General features: G+C 43.3%; 16 protein-coding genes. 12 read left to right on the top strand and 4 right to left on the bottom strand.

Annotated features, from left to right (window positions below; all coding sequences use genetic code 11):
- The first annotated feature begins 97 nt into the window (after nucleotides 1–97).
- Nucleotides 98–748: an NAD(P)H-binding protein gene (locus DEF30_RS08515; RefSeq protein ID WP_294098186.1), complete on the top strand. Its 651-nt coding sequence runs from the start codon at nucleotides 98–100 to the stop codon at nucleotides 746–748.
- Nucleotides 749–911: 163 nt separating this feature from the next.
- Nucleotides 912–1,799, top strand: coding sequence for a hypothetical protein (locus DEF30_RS08510; protein ID WP_294098184.1), 888 nt, complete (start codon nucleotides 912–914; stop codon nucleotides 1,797–1,799).
- A 61-nt stretch (nucleotides 1,800–1,860) separates the two neighbouring features.
- On the opposite strand, the gene zwf is transcribed toward DEF30_RS08510, so the two are convergent.
- On the bottom strand, nucleotides 1,861–3,336 hold the full coding sequence (gene zwf, locus DEF30_RS08505) for a glucose-6-phosphate dehydrogenase (protein ID WP_294098182.1): 1,476 nt from the start codon (nucleotides 3,334–3,336) through the stop codon (nucleotides 1,861–1,863).
- A gap of 362 nt (nucleotides 3,337–3,698) precedes the next feature.
- Between zwf and DEF30_RS08500 the strand changes: the two genes are divergently transcribed.
- From DEF30_RS08500 to rnr, 10 genes are all read left to right on the top strand, one after another.
- The gene (locus DEF30_RS08500; RefSeq protein ID WP_294098180.1) at nucleotides 3,699–4,739 is read left to right on the top strand and encodes a sugar-binding domain-containing protein; all 1,041 of its coding nucleotides are present in this window, start codon (nucleotides 3,699–3,701) and stop codon (nucleotides 4,737–4,739) included.
- Between the two features lie 33 nt (nucleotides 4,740–4,772).
- Complete coding sequence (gene gap, locus DEF30_RS08495; RefSeq protein ID WP_031573528.1) at nucleotides 4,773–5,792, top strand: type I glyceraldehyde-3-phosphate dehydrogenase; 1,020 nt, start codon at nucleotides 4,773–4,775, stop codon at nucleotides 5,790–5,792.
- Between the two features lie 85 nt (nucleotides 5,793–5,877).
- Nucleotides 5,878–7,071, top strand: a complete 1,194-nt coding sequence (locus tag DEF30_RS08490; protein WP_294098176.1) for a phosphoglycerate kinase — start codon at nucleotides 5,878–5,880, stop codon at nucleotides 7,069–7,071.
- Nucleotides 7,072–7,084: 13 nt separating this feature from the next.
- Nucleotides 7,085–7,831: a triose-phosphate isomerase gene (tpiA, locus tag DEF30_RS08485; protein WP_294098174.1), complete on the top strand. Its 747-nt coding sequence runs from the start codon at nucleotides 7,085–7,087 to the stop codon at nucleotides 7,829–7,831.
- 86 nt (nucleotides 7,832–7,917) lie between these two features.
- A complete protein-coding gene (gpmI, locus tag DEF30_RS08480) occupies nucleotides 7,918–9,450 on the top strand; it encodes a 2,3-bisphosphoglycerate-independent phosphoglycerate mutase (RefSeq protein WP_294098171.1) in 1,533 nt (510 codons plus the stop codon).
- Nucleotides 9,451–9,490: 40 nt separating this feature from the next.
- Nucleotides 9,491–10,786: a phosphopyruvate hydratase gene (gene eno, locus DEF30_RS08475; protein WP_294098169.1), complete on the top strand. Its 1,296-nt coding sequence runs from the start codon at nucleotides 9,491–9,493 to the stop codon at nucleotides 10,784–10,786.
- Between the two features lie 186 nt (nucleotides 10,787–10,972).
- On the top strand, nucleotides 10,973–11,203 hold the full coding sequence (gene secG, locus DEF30_RS08470) for a preprotein translocase subunit SecG (RefSeq protein WP_031573518.1): 231 nt from the start codon (nucleotides 10,973–10,975) through the stop codon (nucleotides 11,201–11,203).
- Nucleotides 11,204–11,252: 49 nt separating this feature from the next.
- A complete protein-coding gene (locus DEF30_RS08465; protein ID WP_294098164.1) occupies nucleotides 11,253–12,230 on the top strand; it encodes an alpha/beta fold hydrolase in 978 nt (325 codons plus the stop codon).
- A 50-nt stretch (nucleotides 12,231–12,280) separates the two neighbouring features.
- Complete coding sequence (locus DEF30_RS08460; protein WP_294098162.1) at nucleotides 12,281–14,302, top strand: sodium-translocating pyrophosphatase; 2,022 nt, start codon at nucleotides 12,281–12,283, stop codon at nucleotides 14,300–14,302.
- Nucleotides 14,303–14,508: 206 nt separating this feature from the next.
- Nucleotides 14,509–16,626, top strand: coding sequence for a ribonuclease R (gene rnr, locus DEF30_RS08455; protein ID WP_294098160.1), 2,118 nt, complete (start codon nucleotides 14,509–14,511; stop codon nucleotides 16,624–16,626).
- A 42-nt stretch (nucleotides 16,627–16,668) separates the two neighbouring features.
- Here rnr and DEF30_RS08450 read toward each other — a convergent pair whose 3' ends face one another.
- The 3 genes from DEF30_RS08450 to DEF30_RS08440 all read right to left on the bottom strand — a co-directional run bounded on the left by DEF30_RS08450 (nucleotide 16,669) and on the right by DEF30_RS08440 (nucleotide 19,650).
- A complete protein-coding gene (locus DEF30_RS08450) occupies nucleotides 16,669–17,313 on the bottom strand; it encodes a GDSL-type esterase/lipase family protein (protein WP_074910726.1) in 645 nt (214 codons plus the stop codon).
- 267 nt (nucleotides 17,314–17,580) lie between these two features.
- On the bottom strand, nucleotides 17,581–18,402 hold the full coding sequence (locus DEF30_RS08445; protein ID WP_294098157.1) for a creatininase family protein: 822 nt from the start codon (nucleotides 18,400–18,402) through the stop codon (nucleotides 17,581–17,583).
- 12 nt (nucleotides 18,403–18,414) lie between these two features.
- Complete coding sequence (locus DEF30_RS08440; RefSeq protein ID WP_366409609.1) at nucleotides 18,415–19,650, bottom strand: glycoside-pentoside-hexuronide (GPH):cation symporter; 1,236 nt, start codon at nucleotides 19,648–19,650, stop codon at nucleotides 18,415–18,417.
- Nucleotides 19,651–19,858: the final 208 nt, after the last annotated feature.

Genomic DNA, 19,858 nt, shown 5'->3' with positions numbered 1-19,858 from the left:
TCTGCTGCATTTGCTAAGATGATAAAAATGTCTTACAATATAATTGCGTAAAATTTAAATTACACTGCAGTTTATGCAGGTTAAATTGGAGGAAAACATGGAAAAGATAGCAATACTCGGTGCCACAGGACAAATAGGGTCCAGAATTCTTATGGAACTCATCGAAAGAAGTTATGTCATCACAGCGATTTCAAGAAATGCTTTTGATCTGCCCGGAAGCACACTGATCATCGGATGTGAGGGTGACATTATGAATGAGAAAGTGATTTCAGGACATGTGATGGCACTGGAAAATGAGGTGCTCATCAGCGCCATCAGTCCGGATCTAAACGATTTGGAGAGTTTTCTCACCGCCACAGAGAATCTGATTAAAGTGGCAGAAAAGGCAGCTGTAAAGAAGCTGATCACCGTAGGTGGCGCAGGCAGTCTTCTTCTACCCGACGGCAGAATGCTCATGGAAAAAGAAGGATTTCCTGATTTCGTGAAGCCAATATCTGATATCCACAAAAGAGCGCTGGACATTTATAAAAGCCTTGAAGGAAAGAAGTTTGACTGGATTAATGTAAGTCCCGCAGAAACCATTGAAGCTGATGAGAAAACAGGGAAATATAGAATCGGAGCAGATGATCGTCTTCTTACGGATGGAGAAGGAAAATCCTTCATCAGCATGGAAGATTTCGCCTCTGCAGTTGTAGATCTCATTGAGGATGACACCTATAAAAATCAAAGAATAACAGTTTCTTATTAAAAATTAAGCATATTATAAGAAATTGGTAGAATTACTGACAAAAATCAGCTAAAATAATGGAAGAATCAGATGATAATCTATGATGATCTGGAATTATTGCAGTAAATGATGGACAGAATGAGACTGTACGCTTTGGGCAGCGTATGGGACGAGGGGGCAAAACATGCGATATAAGCATATTCTGACTGGTGTGTCGGTTTTTCTGGGGATTTCAATTCTAATTAATGTGGTGCTGCTTCAGGTGGTTTGGAGCGCGAATAAACAAGTGAACATCAATACCAATCGGATCAAATATCTGGAGGACAACATCGACACTTTGGTGGAAGACGCCATGAAGGTTGGTGGTCATGTGGAGTCCATATTAGAGGATGTCAACTGGACAATATCTGATCTGGTGGATGAAGAGGAGAAAACCGCCCTTCTTCATATAGAATTCAAACTAAGGTCCATGGATCCAAGTGCCAGGGTCTACGCTTCCATTGAGTCAGGAGACCAGGAGGCTGTGCTGATGGAGGCTCATCTGCTGAACGACACCACATATTCTGTGGACCGGGAAGTCAATGTTCTGGAGCCCATCCGCATTGATCTCATGGTCGAGAAATATGGAGAGAAGCGGATTGAGAATCTTGTCAATGAGCCTGAGCTATATAAGACATACATTGCAGACACTTCATTCAATCTGCTGGATTTTAACTCTACCTATAATGGCGAAAGAGAAGAGCTCAATTTGTCCTTCAGCACAGAACTGATGATATCTGCGAAAAAAGATTGGGAACTTGTGCGCTCGGAGTACATCCTGGAAAAGAACGGGGTAGTCATGGAGCGGGGCGATCTTTCCAAATCAGACACGGATATCCCTGATGCTCTTGTTTATGAAGGAGGTGTGGGAAGCCTTTCTGTGAAAGCGACAAAGCTGGATCAGATTCGCCTTGCAGTGGTCATGAAAGATAAACTTGGTTTTACGTATCGGTATGACTTTGCTGAATTCTCCCACAAGGATGGAGAACCTGTAGTGACCACGACCTCTATGCCTGAACTTACATTACACTAAATATGTACCTAAAATAGTGGATAAAATAAAACAGCTGCTTCGTGCAGCTGTTTTATTTTGTCTAATATTCCCGATTCCGGTACCACCATTTTCTTGCACCTGAATGTATGAAAGTATCCAAGGACTCAGGCCCGTTGGACTCTCTTTCGTAGGATTCCAGATATGAGGTGCGATCCTCGCCTAAAGAGCTGAATATGGCATCCACATACTTCCAGGTGAGCTGAAGCTCATCCCATCTTGTGAAAAGAGTGGAGTCTCCATGTAGCGCATCCAGAATGAGTTTTTCGTAAGAGTCAGGAGAATTGAACAGATAGAGACAGCTTTGGCAGTAGTCCATTTCCACCATAGCCATCTGATCCACCACGCCAGGTTTTTTCACATTGAGATGAAGAGTGATGCCTTCATCTGGCTGGATTTTGATTTCCAGAATATTTGGCTCACTGTCTTTTTCTTCACCATATAAACTGCTTTTCTTAAACTCTATGGTGATCTGAGCGGTTTTGTTCTTTAATGCTTTTCCAGTGAGTAGATAGAAAGGCACACCTTTCCACCGTTCATTGTCAATGTAGACCTTTGTGGCCACCAGTGTTTCTGTCTGAGACGAATCTGAGACCTTATCTTCTTTTTTGTATCCGGAATACTGGCCAAGAATCAGCTGCTCATTCAAGGTTTCTGGCTGGAAAGGCACCAGCTTTTCAAAGACTTTGACTTTTTCATTTCGCACATCATCTGCATCCAGTGATTTTGGTGGTTCCATCGCAGTGACTGCCAAAAGCTGCAGCAAATGGTTCTGAACCATATCCCTCAGTGCACCTGTGTGGTCATAGTATCCACCTCGAGTGCCCACGCCTTCCTTTTCAAGTACAGTGATTTGAACATTGTTTATGTGGTGCCTGTTCCAGATGGATTCAAAGATTGCGTTCTGGAATCTCAGCATGTGGGTGTTCTGGATCATTTCTTTGGCTACATAATGATCGATTCGATAAATGTCTTTTTCTTCGAACACTTCTGAAATGGAAGCGTTGAGGTTTTCAGCACTGGAAAGATCCTGACCGAAGGGTTTTTCGATGACAAGCCTCTGCCATGCTGAGTCCATTTTTCTGATACCGCTGTTTTCAAGCTGGTGTACGATTTCGCTGAAATAATCGGGAGAAACTGCCAGATAAAAGAGATAGCTGTTTTCTTTGTGTTCGTCCTTATTGGACTGCTCAAGGAGGTTTTTCAACTCTTTGTAGTCTTCCGCATCTTCAAATTTCAGTTTGAAATAGGATACCTTTTTAGAGAACTCCTCATAACTCTCTTCTTCAAAGTTTCTCGAAGAAAATTTCTTGGTGGATTCCAGAATCTCACTACGGTATTCATCTGATGATTTGTCTCTGCGCCCAATGGAAATAACTGAAAAATCCTTAGGGAGAAACCCGTTGATTTCCAGCTGGTACAGTGCTGGGATCAGTTTTCTGTGGGTCAGGTCACCTGTTCCCCCGAAGATCAGCATCGTCGTTTTTGTATGTGCCGTAGTTTTTTCGTGATTTGTCATATATAGGACCTCCTGATATTCAGATAAAGAGGCTTCACAGTCTCCAATTGTGTAAAATTTAATTGGTTTTATTATAGCACAGAGTTGGCTGCTAGTAGAACTAATAATATGGCAGAACTTCAGTGGGACAAATATGTACGCCAGGACGTGATGAATGACAAGTTTGGAACTTCTGATAAAAGCACATTAAATCCTTGGGTTCCAATTCCATTCATAATATGCACTGAGAGTTAATGATTTGTTTACAGTATTCTTCTCTTTTTTTACATAAATCTATTTTAAAATAGGAGTGTATGGAGTATAATGTACCTGTGGGACAAAAATGGATATGGTGGGACAAAAAAGTGCAGGGGTGAATTCAGGTGAATAGTTTCTTAAAAATTCAGCAGAAGATTATTCCTGAAGCCACTGCGCTGCTTGAAAGGCGCTACAACATTTTAAGGACCATCTTCAATCATCAGCCCATTGGAAGACGAACCTTGTCCCAAAAGCTGGAACTGGGAGAACGAACCGTACGTGGAGATCTGGATTTCTTAAAGTCCATGGACTTCATTGATGTGTCTTTGCCTGGTGTCAGTTTAACAGAGAAAGGCATTGATATGCTGAACAATCTGAGGGCACTGGTTTCTGAAATCAAAGGTTTGGATGATATGGAGACTGTGCTCAAGAGAGAATTGGGCTATCAGAAAATCATCGTGGTTCCCGGAGACTCTGATAAAGATCCGAATGTGAAAAGAGAGCTGGGAAACGTGGCAGCGCTATACTTATCCAGTGTCATTCGAAGCCGGGATATTATTGCGCTCACGGGCGGAAGCACCATCAAAGAAATGGTGACCAGCTTCCCCAAAATGGATTTCAGAGACAATCTCATCGTTCCTGCACGAGGAAGCCTAGGAAAAATCCTGGATATTCAGTCGAACAATGTGGTAGCCGCATTAGCTGAGAAAGTGAATGCAGGATATAAGCTTTTGAATGTGCCGGATAATTTGAGCAGTGAGTCACTGGAAGTGCTCCTAAAAGAGCGTGAAATCAAAGAAGTGGTGGATCTCATACGGAAAGCCCAGATTGTTGTGCTTGGAATTGGTAGAGCGGACAAAATGGCTAAGCGCAGAGGCCTGTCGGAGGATGAAATCTCTGAACTCATAGTGGATGGTGCTGTAGGAGAAGCTTTTGGTGCCTATTTCGGGAAAAATGGCAGGGTCATCAGGAAGATCAATTCTGTAGGTGTATCTCTGGATGATTTCAGTAAGGTAAGACATCTTATTGCCGTAACTGGGGGCTCATCAAAGGCAGAAGCCATTGAGGCAGTCCGATTGAAGAATGACAATGCAGTCCTCATTACAGATGAGGGCGCTGCAAGAAAAATCGTATCGATATTAAAATCTCAATACAATGAGTTTTAAATAAATAAACATATTTTAGGAGGAGAGTTAAAAATGGCAGAAGTTTTAGTAGGTGTTAATGGTTTTGGTAGAATTGGTAGACTTGCATTCAGAGCAGCTCTAGAGAATCCAGAAGTAAGAGTGGTAGGAATCAATGATCCTTTCATCGATTTAGACTACATGGTATACATGATCAAGTATGATTCCGTACACGGACAGTTCACAGGAACAGTTGAAGTGGACGAAGCAAACCACAGCCTCATCGTCAATGGAGAAACTGTAAAGATTTTCTCTGAAATGGAAGCTGGAAACATCGACTGGAAGAGTGTAGGAGCTGAGTATATTCTTGAATGTACCGGAATCAACACCACCATCGACAAGGCATCCGCTCACATGAAGGGTGGCGCTAAGAAGGTTGTTATTTCCGCACCTTCAGCTGACGCTCCAATGTTCGTTATGGGCGTAAACAACAAGAGCTACACAAAGGATATGACCGTAATCTCCAATGCTTCTTGTACAACAAACTGCCTGGCTCCTCTAGCTAAGGTAATCAACGACAAGTTTGGTATTGTTGAAGGTCTTATGACTACTGTTCACTCCACAACAGCTACACAGAAGACTGTTGACGGACCTTCCAAGAAGGACTGGAGAGGTGGAAGAGCTGCAGCTGCTAACATCATTCCATCATCCACTGGTGCTGCTAAGGCAGTAGGAAAGGTTATTCCTGAACTGAACGGCAAACTGACAGGTATGTCCTTCAGAGTTCCTACCATCAACGTTTCAGTTGTAGATCTTACCTGCAGACTGGAAAAGCCAGCAACATATGCAGAAATCAAGGCTGCTGTGAAGGAAGCTTCCGAAAATGAACTGAAGGGTATCCTTGGATACACAGAAGATGCTGTGGTTTCCACAGACTTCATCCATGACCCAAGAACCAGTATTTTCGATGCAGACGCAGGAATCTCCCTGAACGACAACTTTGTAAAGCTTGTATCCTGGTATGACAACGAATGGGGTTATTCCAACAAGCTGGTAGACCTGGTTGCTTATGCAGCAAAGGTAGACGCTGAGTAACATTTAAAACAGAAAGGTCTGGTCGAATAGTCTTGGCTATGGGGCCAGACCTTTTCAAGGTGTAATAAAATTCGAGGTGAAAAGAATGAGTTATAATAAAAAGACCATTGAAGACATAAAGGTTTCAGGCAAGAAAGTACTGGTCCGATGCGACTTCAACGTACCGCTGAAAGACGGAACCATCACCGATGAAAACAGACTCTTAGGCGCACTGCCAACCATCAAGTATCTCATGGACAATGGAGGAAGAGTCATTCTCTGTTCCCATCTTGGAAAACCAAAGGGACCAGATGCCAAGTTCACACTGGCTCCAGTAGCAAAAAGACTTTCAGAACTTCTTGAGAAGGAAGTTGTTTTTGCAGCAGATGATGAAGTGGTAGGTGCGAATGCACGTAAAGCCGTTTCAGAGATGAACGACGGAGACGTGGTTCTTCTGGAGAACACCAGATTCAGAACAGAAGAAAGCAAAAATGGAGAAGCCTTCTCCAAAGATCTTTCCGAGCTTTGTGAGGTATATGTGAATGATGCATTCGGTACCGCACATAGAGCCCACTCCTCCACAGAAGGTGTAACAAAGTTTGTGGATACTGCCGTTGCCGGATATCTCATCAACAAGGAACTGAAGTTCCTGGGAGAAGCGGTAAACAATCCAGTAAGACCATTTGTTGCGATTCTTGGTGGAGCGAAGGTTTCAGACAAGATCAATGTCATCAATGCGCTTCTGGATAAAGTGGATACCCTCATCATAGGTGGCGGTATGAGCTATACCTTCCTGAAGGCAATGGGATATACCGTAGGAACTTCTCTTCTGGAAGAAGATAAAGTAGATTACGCGAAGGATATGATGGACAAAGCCAAGGAAAAAGGCGTTGAGCTTCTTCTTCCTGTGGATAACGTGGTTGCAGACAAGTTCAGTGCAGATGCAGAACCTGTAACAACAGAAGACCAGAATATTCCTGAAGGATATATGGGACTGGATATTGGACCAAAGTCCGCGAAGCTTTATGCAGATGCGGTAAAGGGCGCGAAAACCGTTATCTGGAACGGGCCAATGGGTGTCTTCGAATTTGAGAATTTTGCCAAAGGAACCATCGCAGTAGCGGAAGCTATGGCAGAAGCGGATGCGACAACAGTCATCGGTGGAGGAGACTCTGCTGCTGCGGTCAACATTCTTGGATTTGGTGACAAGATGAGCCACATCTCCACTGGAGGCGGCGCATCACTTGAGTTCCTGGAAGGCAAGGTTCTTCCTGGTATTGCAGCCCTGAACGATAAATAGAGGAGGCGACATAATGCGTAAGCCAATTATTGCTGGTAACTGGAAGATGCACTACACTGTGGAAGAAGCGGTGAAAGTTGCAAGAGAACTGAAGGAACTGGTGAAGGATGCAGAAGCAGATGTTGTCATCTGTGCTCCTTACATTCAGCTTCCCGCACTTGTGGAAGAGCTGAAAGGCACCAATGTTAAAGTGGGTGCACAGAATATGCATTTCGAAGAGAAAGGCGCATTCACCGGTGAAATCGCACCTGCGATGCTGACTGCTCTCGGAGTGGAATATGTCATCATCGGACATTCTGAAAGAAGACAGTACTTCAATGAAACAGACGAGACTGTGAACATGAAGCTGAAAACAGCATACAGACATGGTCTGAAGCCAATCCTTTGTGTGGGAGAATCTCTGGAAGAAAGAGAAAACGGAACCACCAAGGATGTAATTGAAAATCAGATCAACAAAGCGTTCTTTGAAGTAAGCCCTGAAGATGCAAAAGAAACCGTCATTGCTTATGAACCAATCTGGGCCATTGGCACAGGAAAGACAGCAACAAGTGAGCAAGCCAATGAGACCATTGGGCAAATTAGAGATATGGTTGGTACTCTGTATGGTGCTGCAATCGCTTCAGCCGTTCGTATTCAGTATGGCGGTTCTGTAAAGCCAAGCACCATCAAGGAACAGATGGGCATGTCTGACATCGATGGCGCACTCGTTGGTGGAGCCAGTCTTTTAGCAGACGATTTTTCAAAGATTGTAAATTTCTAAGTCTATTATTGTGAAGAAGCGAAGCTTCCAAGAGCAGGGAAGACTCATTCTTCCCTGCGATCTAAAGACAAACTGGAGGAATATTCATGAAAAAACCTGTAATGCTGATGATCCTGGACGGATTCGGCTTAACAGACAACACCCTGGGAAATGCGGTAAAAGCTGCAAATCTTCCCAATTTTGACTACTACTGGGAAAACTATCCTCATACTACCATAGAGGCTTCAGGTCTTGCGGTGGGTCTTCCCGAAGGACAGATGGGAAACTCAGAAGTTGGCCATATGAACATCGGTGCCGGAAGAGTCATCTTCCAGGAACTGACCAAAATTACCCACGAAATCAAGACAGGGAATTTCTTCAGCAATGAGAACCTGAATCTTGCTGTGGACAATGCTATAAAGAATGGTGGAGATCTTCACCTTCTTGGGCTTTTATCCAATGGAGGAGTCCACTCCCACATTGATCACATCAAAGCACTGGTAAAGCTTGCAAAAGATAAAGGCCTAAGCCGTGTTTATGTTCATGGATTCATGGACGGCAGAGATGTGTCCCCAACCTCCGGTATCGAGTTTGTCAAAGAGCTGGAAGCTTATTTTTCAGAGGTTGGTGTTGGAAAGATTGCGACCATCAGTGGACGTTATTACGCCATGGATAGAGACAACAGATGGGAAAGAGTGGAGAAAGCTTACAATGCTCTTGTGTATGGCAAGGGAGAATACAAGGAGTCCGCTGAAGCATGCATGGTAGATACTTATGCAGGTGGAGTGACGGACGAATTTGTACTGCCTACTGTGATTGGAACAGAAGGAAACCCCACAGCCACCATCAAAAATGGTGATTCTGTCATTTTCTACAACTTCAGACCGGATCGTGGAAGAGAAATGACAAGAGCGCTGAATGATAAGGTATTCGCAGGCTTTGAAAGAGAAACTCTGGATCTGACCTATGTTACCTTAACACAGTACGACAACACACTGGAGAATGTCCATGTGGCTTATCTGCCAACGAATTTCGACAACACATTAGGTAAGTATGTGGCAGATCATGGCATCAAGCAGCTGAGAATTGCGGAGACTGAAAAGTATGCTCACGTTACTTTCTTCTTCAATGGTGGCGTGGAAGTGCCGAATACTGGAGAAGACCGTGTGCTTGTGGCATCACCAAAGGTGGCCACTTATGATTTGAAACCAGAAATGAGTGCAGAAGGTATCACTGAGAAAGTTTGCGAGGCCATGGACAATGAAGACTACGGTCTTGTGATCCTGAACTATGCAAATCCTGACATGGTAGGTCATACCGGCGTCATGGAAGCTGTAGTGAATGCTCTGGAGAATATAGACACCTTCATGAAGAGAGTCATTGATAAGGTTCTTGAAAAGAATGGAACGGTGTTTGTCACAGCAGACCATGGAAATGCAGAGCAGCTCATCGATTATGTTACTGGTGGTCCAATGACCGCCCATACAACAAATCCAGTACCTCTAATTTATGTGACCAACAATCCAGAGAAGAAACTCATGGAAGGCGGCAAGCTTGCTGATTTAGCGCCAACCATGCTGGAAGAGATGGGTCTTGAGATTCCTGTGGAAATGACAGGACATTCCCTGCTAACCAAGTAACCAACAAAAAATATATTTGATTCCAAGGAGGAATTCATTCATGAAAAACTACGTAGAAATTATTGATGTTGTTGCAAGACAGATTCTGGACTCCAGAGCATTCCCAACTGTTGAAGTGGAAGTATATCTGGAAGATGGCACTGTAGGACGCGCAGCTGTTCCATCAGGTGCTTCCACAGGTATGTTCGAAGCAGTTGAGCTGAGAGATGGTGACAAGGAAGTATTTGGCGGTAAGGGTGTTCTGAAGGCAGTAGAGAATGTTAACGACAAGATCGCTGCTGAAATCATTGGACTCAACGTATTTGATCAGGTGATGATCGACAAGCTGATGATTGAGCTGGACGGAACCAAGAACAAGGGCAACCTTGGTGCCAATGCAATCCTGGGTGTTTCTCTGGCAGTGGCTAAGGCTGCGGCAGGCTCTTTAGGTCTTCCACTTTATCAGTACATCGGAGGCGTAAATGCCAAGACTCTTCCAGCACCAATGATGAACATCATCAATGGTGGATCCCATGCAGACAACAACGTGGATCTTCAGGAGTTCATGATTATGCCTTTAGGAGCAGAAAGCTTCTCCCAGGCAATTCAGATGTGCTCACAGACTTACCATGTGCTGAAGGGTATCCTGAAGAACAAGGGACTTGCTACTGGTGTTGGTGATGAAGGTGGATTCGCTCCAAACCTGAACTCCAATGAAGAAGCAATTCAGGTTATCATTGAAGCCATTGAAAAAGCAGGATTCACACCAGGCAAGGATATGTTTATTGCTCTGGACCCAGCTTCTTCTGAGTTCTTCGAAGATGGTATGTACAACCTGAAGGGTGAAGGCAGAAAGCTTACACCAGCTGAAATGGTAGACTACTATGCTGAACTGGTTGAAAAGTATCCAATCATCTCCATTGAAGATGGAATGGCTGAAGAAGATTGGGAAGGCTGGAAGCTGATCACAGAAAAGCTTGGCGGCAAGATTCAGCTTGTAGGAGACGATCTGTTCGTAACTAACGTAGAAAGACTGAAGATGGGTATCGAAAGAGGCGTTGCAAACTCCATTCTGATCAAGCTGAACCAGATTGGTTCCCTGACAGAAACACTGGATGCTATTGAAATGGCAAACAGAGCTGGATACACTGCAGTCATCTCCCACAGATCTGGAGAAACTGAAGATGCGACCATCGCTGACCTGGCTGTTGCTCTCAATGCAGGTCAGATCAAGACAGGTGCTCCTGCCAGAAGTGAAAGAGTTGCGAAGTACAACCAGCTTCTCAGAATTGAAGAAGAACTGGATGAAGTAGCTCAGTACAGAGGTCTGAACGGATTCTTCAACCTGAAGAAGTAGTGCTTTAACGTAAATAGTCAGAGGTGCTTTCTTTTGAAAGCACCTCTGTTATTTTCTGCAAAATCTATGAGGTAGAGGACTTTTATGGTATCATAGGAGAGAGAAATCACATGGAATTGTATCCTCTTATTGTGGCAGAAGAAGAAGTATGCTAGAATAAGATGTTAGTGAATCAGGAGGGATAGTATGGAAACTGTTTTGATTATTGTGGAATTTATTCTGGCCATTATTATGATTGCGCTGGTTTTAATGCAGCAGAGCAAGTCTGACGGACTGAAGGGTCTTACAGGTGGAAGCTCACAGGACTCATTCTTCAGCAAAAACCGTGGAAGAACCGGGGAAGCTTTCCTGAAGAAGCTTACTGTGATTACTGCGATCTTGTTTGCAATTAATACCATAGCAATGAATATGATTTAGTGATGAATGCTGCCTTCGGGCAGCATTTTTGCGTTGGGGGAGATACGGTATGAATGTAACGAAATTAGTTTTAACTATGTTTGCCTTAAGTCTTCTGACTTTAACTGCTTGCGGCAAGGAAGAAAAAGATGATGTGAAAAGTGCATTTCCAGAGGAACCATTTGTGCTGCAGGTTCAGGAAGGAACACTGCATGGTTCTATGATGTATCCTGCAGATAAGATCATAGAAGCTGTGGTGATACTTGTCCCGGGATCAGGACCTACGGATCGCAATGGGAACAACCCTCAGGCTCAAGGAAACAATCATTTGAAGCTTCTTGCGGAAGCACTTGCACAAAATGGATATGCGACTCTTCGGTATGACAAGCGAGGCATTGGAGGAAGCAAAGATCTTGTGAAGAAAGAAAGCGAGCTTACTTTCGATCTTGCCATCGAGGATGTGGTGAGGATTTCAGAAGAGCTGAAATCACTTGGATATTCCAGACTCATTCTTTTAGGACACAGTGAAGGCGCATTGATCGCAGAAGCGGCTATGTTGAAGGCGTCTCTTTATGATGCGCTGATTCTTGTTTCCGGGTCCGCGTTACCCGCGGATGAGCTTATACTAAATCAGCTGAAATCTGCAGATCAGGATCTGGCGGACCTTGCAGAACCGATTGTTGCCTCTCTAAAAAATGGAGTCGAGGTTCCGAAGGTTCCTGTTTCCTTGTTTTCTCTTTTTCGGCCCTCTGTGCAGCCTTATCTCATTTCCTGGTTCGCTTATGATCCTGTAAAGCTCATGGAAGAGATAGCTGTTCCTGTGCTTGTGATGCACGGAGACAGGGATCTTCAAGTGCCTGTGGAAGATGCGTCTGTTCTTTATGAAGCTTCCCAGGAGGGGAAACTGGAAGTCATTGCAGGCATGAATCACATACTGAAGGATTCTCCCCTGGACCGGGAAGGAAATCTGGCCACTTACAGTATGGAAAATTTACCTCTTCATGAGGATTTCTTGGATAAACTTATTGAATTTTTAGAAAAATTATAATAACATTGGAACATGAGAACTCATTCATCATAATATTATGGGGGTATGTTATGGAAACGGTTTTTCTTGTGACGGGTGTTGTTGGGATGTTTTCGATTTTTTGGGCTTTTCTGCTGGCGTTGCACATCAGAAAACAGGACAGTGGTTCTGAACGAATGAAAGAGATTTCTGAGTACATTCACAGGGGGGCTTTGGCTTTTCTGAAGAGTGAATACAAATATCTCAGTTTGTTCATCACCGCTGTTTTTTTTATTCTGATTATTGCAGTGGATCTCCGTTCCGCCTTCGCCTTCCTTGTGGGTGCAGTTTTTTCAATCCTAGCCGGATTTTTAGGAATGGTGGTTGCAACGAAAGCCAATGTGCGAACCGCGGAAGCGGCACGTCACAGTCAGAATAAAGCGCTTCGTATCGCTTTTTCCGGTGGAGCAGTCATGGGACTTTGCGTCGTGGGATTAGGAGTTATCGGTATCGGGTTTTTATTGACAATCTTTTCAGAGGATGCGATTCCTCTTACAGGATTTGCCTTAGGTGCGTCTTCTATCGCACTTTTTGCCAGAGTGGGTGGAGGAATCTTCACAAAAGCCGCTGATGTTGGTGCGGATCTTGTGGGCAAGGTGGAAGCGCATATCCCCGAGGATGATCCCCGGAATCCTGCTGTTATAGCAGACAATGTCGGAGACAATGTGGGAGATGTAGCTGGAATGGGCGCTGATCTTTTTGAATCCTATGTGGGTTCCATCATTTCTTCTGTAACCCTTGGCTACCTGGTCCTTGAACAGTATGGAGCCGTATTTCCACTGGTCCTCTCATCCATAGGTATCATAGCCTCTATTATAGGCATCATCATAGCAACAAAGGCTAATGGGGAAAATCCGCAGAAAGCACTAAATACAGGAACCTATACGGCGGGGCTTCTTGTTATGGTGGGCACTTTTATTTTAAGTAAAGTAGTGCTGGATTCCTACAATGCATTTTTCGCGGTAACTGCGGGTCTCATCATCGGAATTCTAATCGGGAGAATCACAGAAGTCTATACCTCGGCAGACTTCAGGAGTGTCAAGACCATCGCGCTGGATTCAGTGACAGGATCTGCAACCAACATCATATCTGGTCTAGGCGTTGGCATGTTTTCCACCATGGTGCCTACGGTGCTGATTGTCCTTGGAGTGCTCCTCTCTTACTTTGTCATGGGAGGGAATGAGAATGCCACCATGGGGCTTTATGGAATATCTCTAGCGGCGGTGGGTATGCTTTCTACGACAGGAATCACCGTTGCAGTGGATGCCTATGGCCCCATAGCGGACAATGCGGGGGGGATTGCACAGATGGCGGATCTTCCACCTGAAGTGCGCGAAATCACAGATAAGCTGGATTCTGTAGGAAATACAACGGCTGCCATGGGAAAAGGATTTGCCATTGGCTCAGCGGCTCTAACGGCACTGTCTCTTTTTGCTTCCTATGCAGAAAGTGTAGGGTTATCCAGCATCAATCTTCTGAATCCATTAAGTCTGGTAGGACTCTTTATCGGCGGAATGCTTCCGTTTCTTTTTGCTGCGCTTACCATGAACTCTGTTGGAAAGGCAGCCAATGAAATGGTCATGGAGGTAAGAAGGCAGTTTAAAGAGATCGATGGAATCATGGATGGCTCAGGAAAGCCAGATTATGACAGATGTGTAGCCATTTCCACAAAAGCTGCCCTTCGTGAGATGATTCTTCCTGGTGTGCTGGCTGTTGTCATTCCCGTGGGGGTGGGGCTTCTTCTTGGAGCTGAAACCCTTGGAGGACTTATAGCTGGAGCTGTTGTCACTGGAGTTTTGCTTGCTATTATGATGTCCAATGCCGGTGGGGCGTGGGACAATGCAAAGAAATATATTGAGTCTGGAGAACATGGTGGAAAGGGAAGTGAAGCTCATACGGCAGGAATTGTTGGTGACACCGTGGGAGATCCTTTCAAGGACACATCCGGTCCTTCCATGAATATACTCATCAAGCTGATGTCTATCGTCGCACTGGTGTTTGCCCCCGTCATTGTGGAGTATGGTGGGATATTATTGAAGCTGATTGTTTCATAGAAGCTGAGATCCAAGCCGGGTATATACCGGCTTTTTTTGCTTGATTGCTGTATTTTTTGATCATTTCTGGAATAAATATGTAAATAGTTCGTAAAATAATGAAGTATTATATAGTATTCCAAAAAATATCGAACATCGTTCACACTTTTTCTGTATACTAAAGATAACGAGTAAAAGTAAGAAAACCAATAGATTGGAGGGCATATATGTTAGTGGAGAAAATACTGGCCATGGTCAATGACCATCAGTACCGTCCTATGACGATAGATGAGATGGCACAAGTTTTAGGGTTTGATAAACAGGAAAAAAAAGTACTTAGAAATACCGTGGAGGAGCTTCTAAAAGAAGGTTCTCTTCTGAAAATTAAAAAAGAGAAGATTGTTCTTCCAGAGCGTTATGGTGTTTATGTGGGAAGAATTGATGTGAACAAGAGAGGATTTGGATTTGTTTTCCGTGGAGAAGGGAAAGGGGATATTTTTGTTCCCGAGAATGCTCTGAAAACTGCAATGAACGGAGATAAAGTTCAAGTGAAGCTCATTCGTGAGAATGCAGGAACAAGACGAGCAGAGGGTGAGATTCTAGAAGTTCTGGAAAGAAAAAACAGTAAAATCATCGGAGTATACGAACAGACAAAAGCCTTTGGATTTGTAAGCCCAGAGGACCAGAAACTGCAGCATGATGTTTTCATCTCAAAAAGCAACCGTAATTTCGCAGAGACTGGAGATGTGGTTGTGGTGGAAATCACCAAGTGGCCAGAGAAAGGCAGAAATCCCGAAGGCATTATCCTAGAGATCTTGGGTAAAAAAGGAGACAAAGGGGTGGATATCCTGACGGTGGTTAAAAAATTCAACCTACCAGAAGCATTTCCACCAAAAGTGCTCAGCTATACAGACACGCTCTCGGAGACTGCTGAGGAAAAAGAATTTTCTAAAAGACGGGATCTGCGTGGAGAGAAAATCATGACCATCGACGGAGCAGATGCAAAAGACCTGGATGATGCGGTATCTGTGGTGAAACTTGAAAACGGCTTGTACAAACTGAGTGTTCATATTGCAGATGTATCTCATTATGTTCGGGAAAATACACCCCTGGATAAAGAAGCATTTAAAAGAGCGACTTCTGTGTATCTTCTGGATCTGGTGATACCCATGCTTCCTGAAAAACTATCCAATGGCCTTTGCTCACTGAATCCGTTTGAACCGAAACTGGCGCTCAGCTGTGATATGATCATTGATGGTGAAGGTAAAGTGGTGGAGCATGAAATTTATGAGTCTGTTATAGAATCAAAGCTCCGGGCAACCTATGAGGATGTCACAAAAGTTCTTCAGGGAGAGATGAATGAAACCCTTGCAAAATATGAAGAGTTTGTTCCCATGATCGAAGACATGAGAGATCTTCAGAGAATCCTTGAAAAGAAGAGAGAAAAGCGTGGAGCCATTGAGTTTGATTTTCCTGAAAGCAAGATCAAACTGGATAAGCTGGGTAAACCAGTGGAAGTATCGCTGTATCCCCGTGAGATTTCAAATAAGATCATTGAAGAGTTTATGCTTGTCTGCAATGAAACAGTCTCTGAGCATATGTTCTGGACTCATATGCCGTTTATTTACCGGGTGCATGAGGAGCCCGATGAGGAAAAGCTCAAAGCCTTCACAGAGTTTTCTTATAATCTTGGATATCCAGTGAAGCTCTATGCAGGTATTCAGCCAAAGTCGTTGCAGGAAGTTCTGAAGAAGGTGGAAGGAAAGAAGGAAGAGCCAGTTCTATCAAAGCTTCTTCTAAGAAGTATGATGCAGGCTAGATATGCACCAGAGAATATTGGCCATTTTGGATTAGCTGCCACGTACTATTCTCATTTCACATCTCCCATCAGAAGGTATCCGGATCTTTTGATTCATCGTATTATTAAGGAGTTCTTGCATGGAAAGATCGATGAAAAGCGTGTCAGAAGCTTGGTTCCCATTGTCTCTGAAGCATCCAAACAGGCATCTGAGATGGAAAGAGTAGCGGTTGATGCAGAACGAGAACTGGATGCACTAAAGAAAGCAGAATTTATGCAGCAGCATATCGGGGAAGTGTTTGAGGGCATCATTTCTTCTGTTACCAATTTTGGACTCTTTGTGGAGCTTCCAAACACCATTGAAGGACTGGTTCATATAACCAGCCTCTATGATGATTACTATGTGTACGATGAAAGATATATGACACTGATCGGAGAAAGGACTGGCAAAAAGTATGCCCTCGGGGAAAAGATTCGTGTGCTTGTTTCCAATGTGAATCTTGATTCCCGTGAAATATTCTTTGAGGTTGAAGAAGAAGAAAACTAATGCAAAAAAAAATGAGGACCCGCATCATTGCGGGTCCTTATTTCAGTTCTCTGTGGTAATGACAGTATCATAATTGATGATATAGTCTGCTGGGTTCTTATGAGCCAGAATATAGTTATATTTATATAAAAACTTGTCTGCAAATTTTTTATGAGCCATTTCTGTGAAATGAATCCCATCCAGATAATACAGTTCAGGTTCCAGTTCTACGTCTGAGAGTATGAATGCTTTATTAAAGTCAATGGTATCGATTCTCTCATCAATACAATAGTCTTCGATGAGTCTTCTGTATCTTTTAAGTGTAGTAGAAGCACTTTCGAAGGACTCCCTGGAGTCAGGATGTTGCTTCGCTGCTGTTTCCACATGAATAAATGGAGGAAGAATGATAATCGGTACAATGCCCGAGTTGATGCATTCTTTTATGATCTGCAGCACATTATTGTAGATGGTATTGGCTGTCCTTCCTGCCAATGCATCATTCGTTCCTGCAAGGATGAACATAGTGTCCGGAGTATGGGAAATAACATCCTCATGTAATCGGAGGAGTATATCAGAAGTTGTATCGCCGTCATTACCTTTATTTATCAGTGACTGAGTGGATTCTTGCTGAACGAGGTCCAGCCAACTTTTGCCGTTAGCAACACCAAATCCTGTGACCAAGCTGTCTCCGATGATATAGAGTGTCATTTTATCACCACCTGTTTGGGTATTTTACTGATACTGATATTTTACACCATAACATGTAAAAGTTAAATATTTATTAACATTTTAATTTGTTAATTCTTGGTATAATTCTTGGTATTTTCGACTTCATTTATGAGGACGAGATACGGAAAATAGACTCAACAGATGAATGATTCAGTTGAAGAGCCTATGGAAAAGAGGTGCGTCTATAAAATATAAAAAGGAAGGGAGATCCTTCCTTTCTTTGATAAACTTCAGTATATAAATTTCTTAGAGCCATTCACCATATTTTTTCAGCACTTCACTATGGTAGAAATCGTCCAGCTGGTCTAATGAGGTTAGGATAGACGGAAGATCAATTTTCTCGACGAGATCTTCTATGATCTTCACACCACGGTCTGCCATTTCCAGTCTTTGTTCCGCATTTCTTATGACTGGAGTTTGTGCGTGGTCTGACTTCTCGCCGAAGTAGTATCCGACTGCTGCAGACTGATAGGCCAGGGAAAAGACATTCTGGAACTGTGATACGGATGACTCAGTCAATGATTCCTCCTTTTTATCGGGATTTAATGGAACGTCATCAAGTCTTCCCATGATTTTGTATGCTCCAACGTAAATATCGTAGAAATTTCCATTAGGAATCAGGTCTTTCGCGTGCTTCATAAGTGCCATAATGATATCCACAAAAAGTATGGGCGTCTTTGTCTCCTCAAAAAAATCTCTCACCAATGGACTGAGCGTCATATGGGCAGGACCATGGAAGCTGAGATAGATTTGACGGTTGAATCCTTGTCTTTTCAGTGATTTTGCGATGGCAAAAAGGTAATCGATTCCTTCACGGATTCCTACTTGGACAGTTCCTCGGCCGGCAAGTGTAGCACCTGCGTAAAAGTAGGGAAGATTGTTCAGGATGACAGAGTTTGTTTTTTCTGCCATTTTCAAGGCAATGGCTTCAGAAACCACCGTCTCACAGTCCAGCGGAAAGTCTCCGTGCATCTCTACAGTTCCCACTGGTACGATGATGGTGGAGTAATTTTGCAGGTAGGCTTCCGCTTCGTCATTGGTCAATTTTGAAAAAATTCTAGTTCTCATGTGAAACCTCCTTTAGTTGGCTGTTGATAATCGTTTATTTTTCAGTTCCAGCTGAATCTCATCCATTCTCTCTTTTGATAAGTTGAAAATTAGACCAATTCCAATGAGTTGGAGTAGAGTGGTGAGGACAGGTACAGCAGTTGTAAGAGTTCTGATGTTTTCTGCAACCTCTGGAGTTTGAGCAGCGGCACCTGAAACAAAACCGACAATTCCCAGCATCATGCTGGCTAATGTTGACGCAAGTGTAGAACCGATTTTCCTTGAAAATGTGTAAATGGAGAACAAAGAGCCGTCACTTCTCTCTCCTGTAATATATTCATGATAATCTAAAGTATCTGTGACCAAAGCCCAAATCAGCATGATAAATACCGTTTGGCCGACATTGCTTATAGTATATAGAAGGAGGAAGAGATATACGTCTTTTATGGGAACAATAAGCAAGAACAAGGAAAATACAAAGTTTACTGCGGTGGACAGAAGGATCAAATTCCGCTTTCCGTATTTTGCTGACAGCTTTGGTATCACTGGAAAAGCAACAAACATTATGGGAATGGAGCTTAATGAGACAAGAGTCAGGAGCTGAGGCGCATGATAATACTCTTTATAGATGTACGCGCCAAGCTGGCTGTTTCCGGTGATATATAGAAGACTTCCAACTGTTGCGACCATCACTCCGATGAGAGGGCGGTTTTTCAGTACACTTTTGAGAACCTTGCTGTAATTGAATTTCTCAGTTTCTACTTTTTTCTGGCGAACTCTTTCGGTGGTGAGTTTCAACGTCAGGATGTAGCTAAGTAATGAAAGAACACCAAATAAAATACCGATATAGAAAAAGTTTTCTGAAACCACTTGCCCTTCCTTATTGAATATGAACTGTGGGACTGCAGAGAGGAATCCTGCACCTACGATGAGACCGCCAAAGGAGCGTGCTCTGGAAAGTTTAGTGCGTTCCACTGGATCATCTGTGATTACGGCAACTAAAGAGCCATAGGGCATTGAAGTTCCGGTATAGCACATACCATAAAACACATAGACAGCAACTATCCAGATATGTTTGGATGTTTCGGACCATAGAGAGACATCGTAGAATGCGAGCATTACAGATAATGCCAAGGGAAACATAGCAACCTTAATGTAGGGTTTGAACTTATCACCTGATTTTCCAAGGGACCATCTGTCTGGGAATGAACCGATAATCGGATCATTGACTGCATCCCACAGTCTTGCACCCAAGAAAAGGGAAGCCATAAAGTAGGACTCACACCAAGCACGTAGGTGCAGAATGTAAGGAAAAAAGCATCCACATAAAGATTCACAAAACTTCCGGCCATGTCTCCAAAGAGGTATCCTACCTGATCTCTTATACCAAATTTTTTCATACTATACTCCTCGTTGTAATTATTGTTGATCATCTGAAAACGTATTTTCTCATAACAATATAACACTGTGAATACAT

This window comes from Proteiniclasticum sp., from assembly GCF_003514505.1.
Classification (GTDB): domain Bacteria; phylum Bacillota; class Clostridia; order Clostridiales; family Clostridiaceae; genus Proteiniclasticum.
This window is presented reverse-complemented; position numbering and strand designations above follow the sequence as displayed.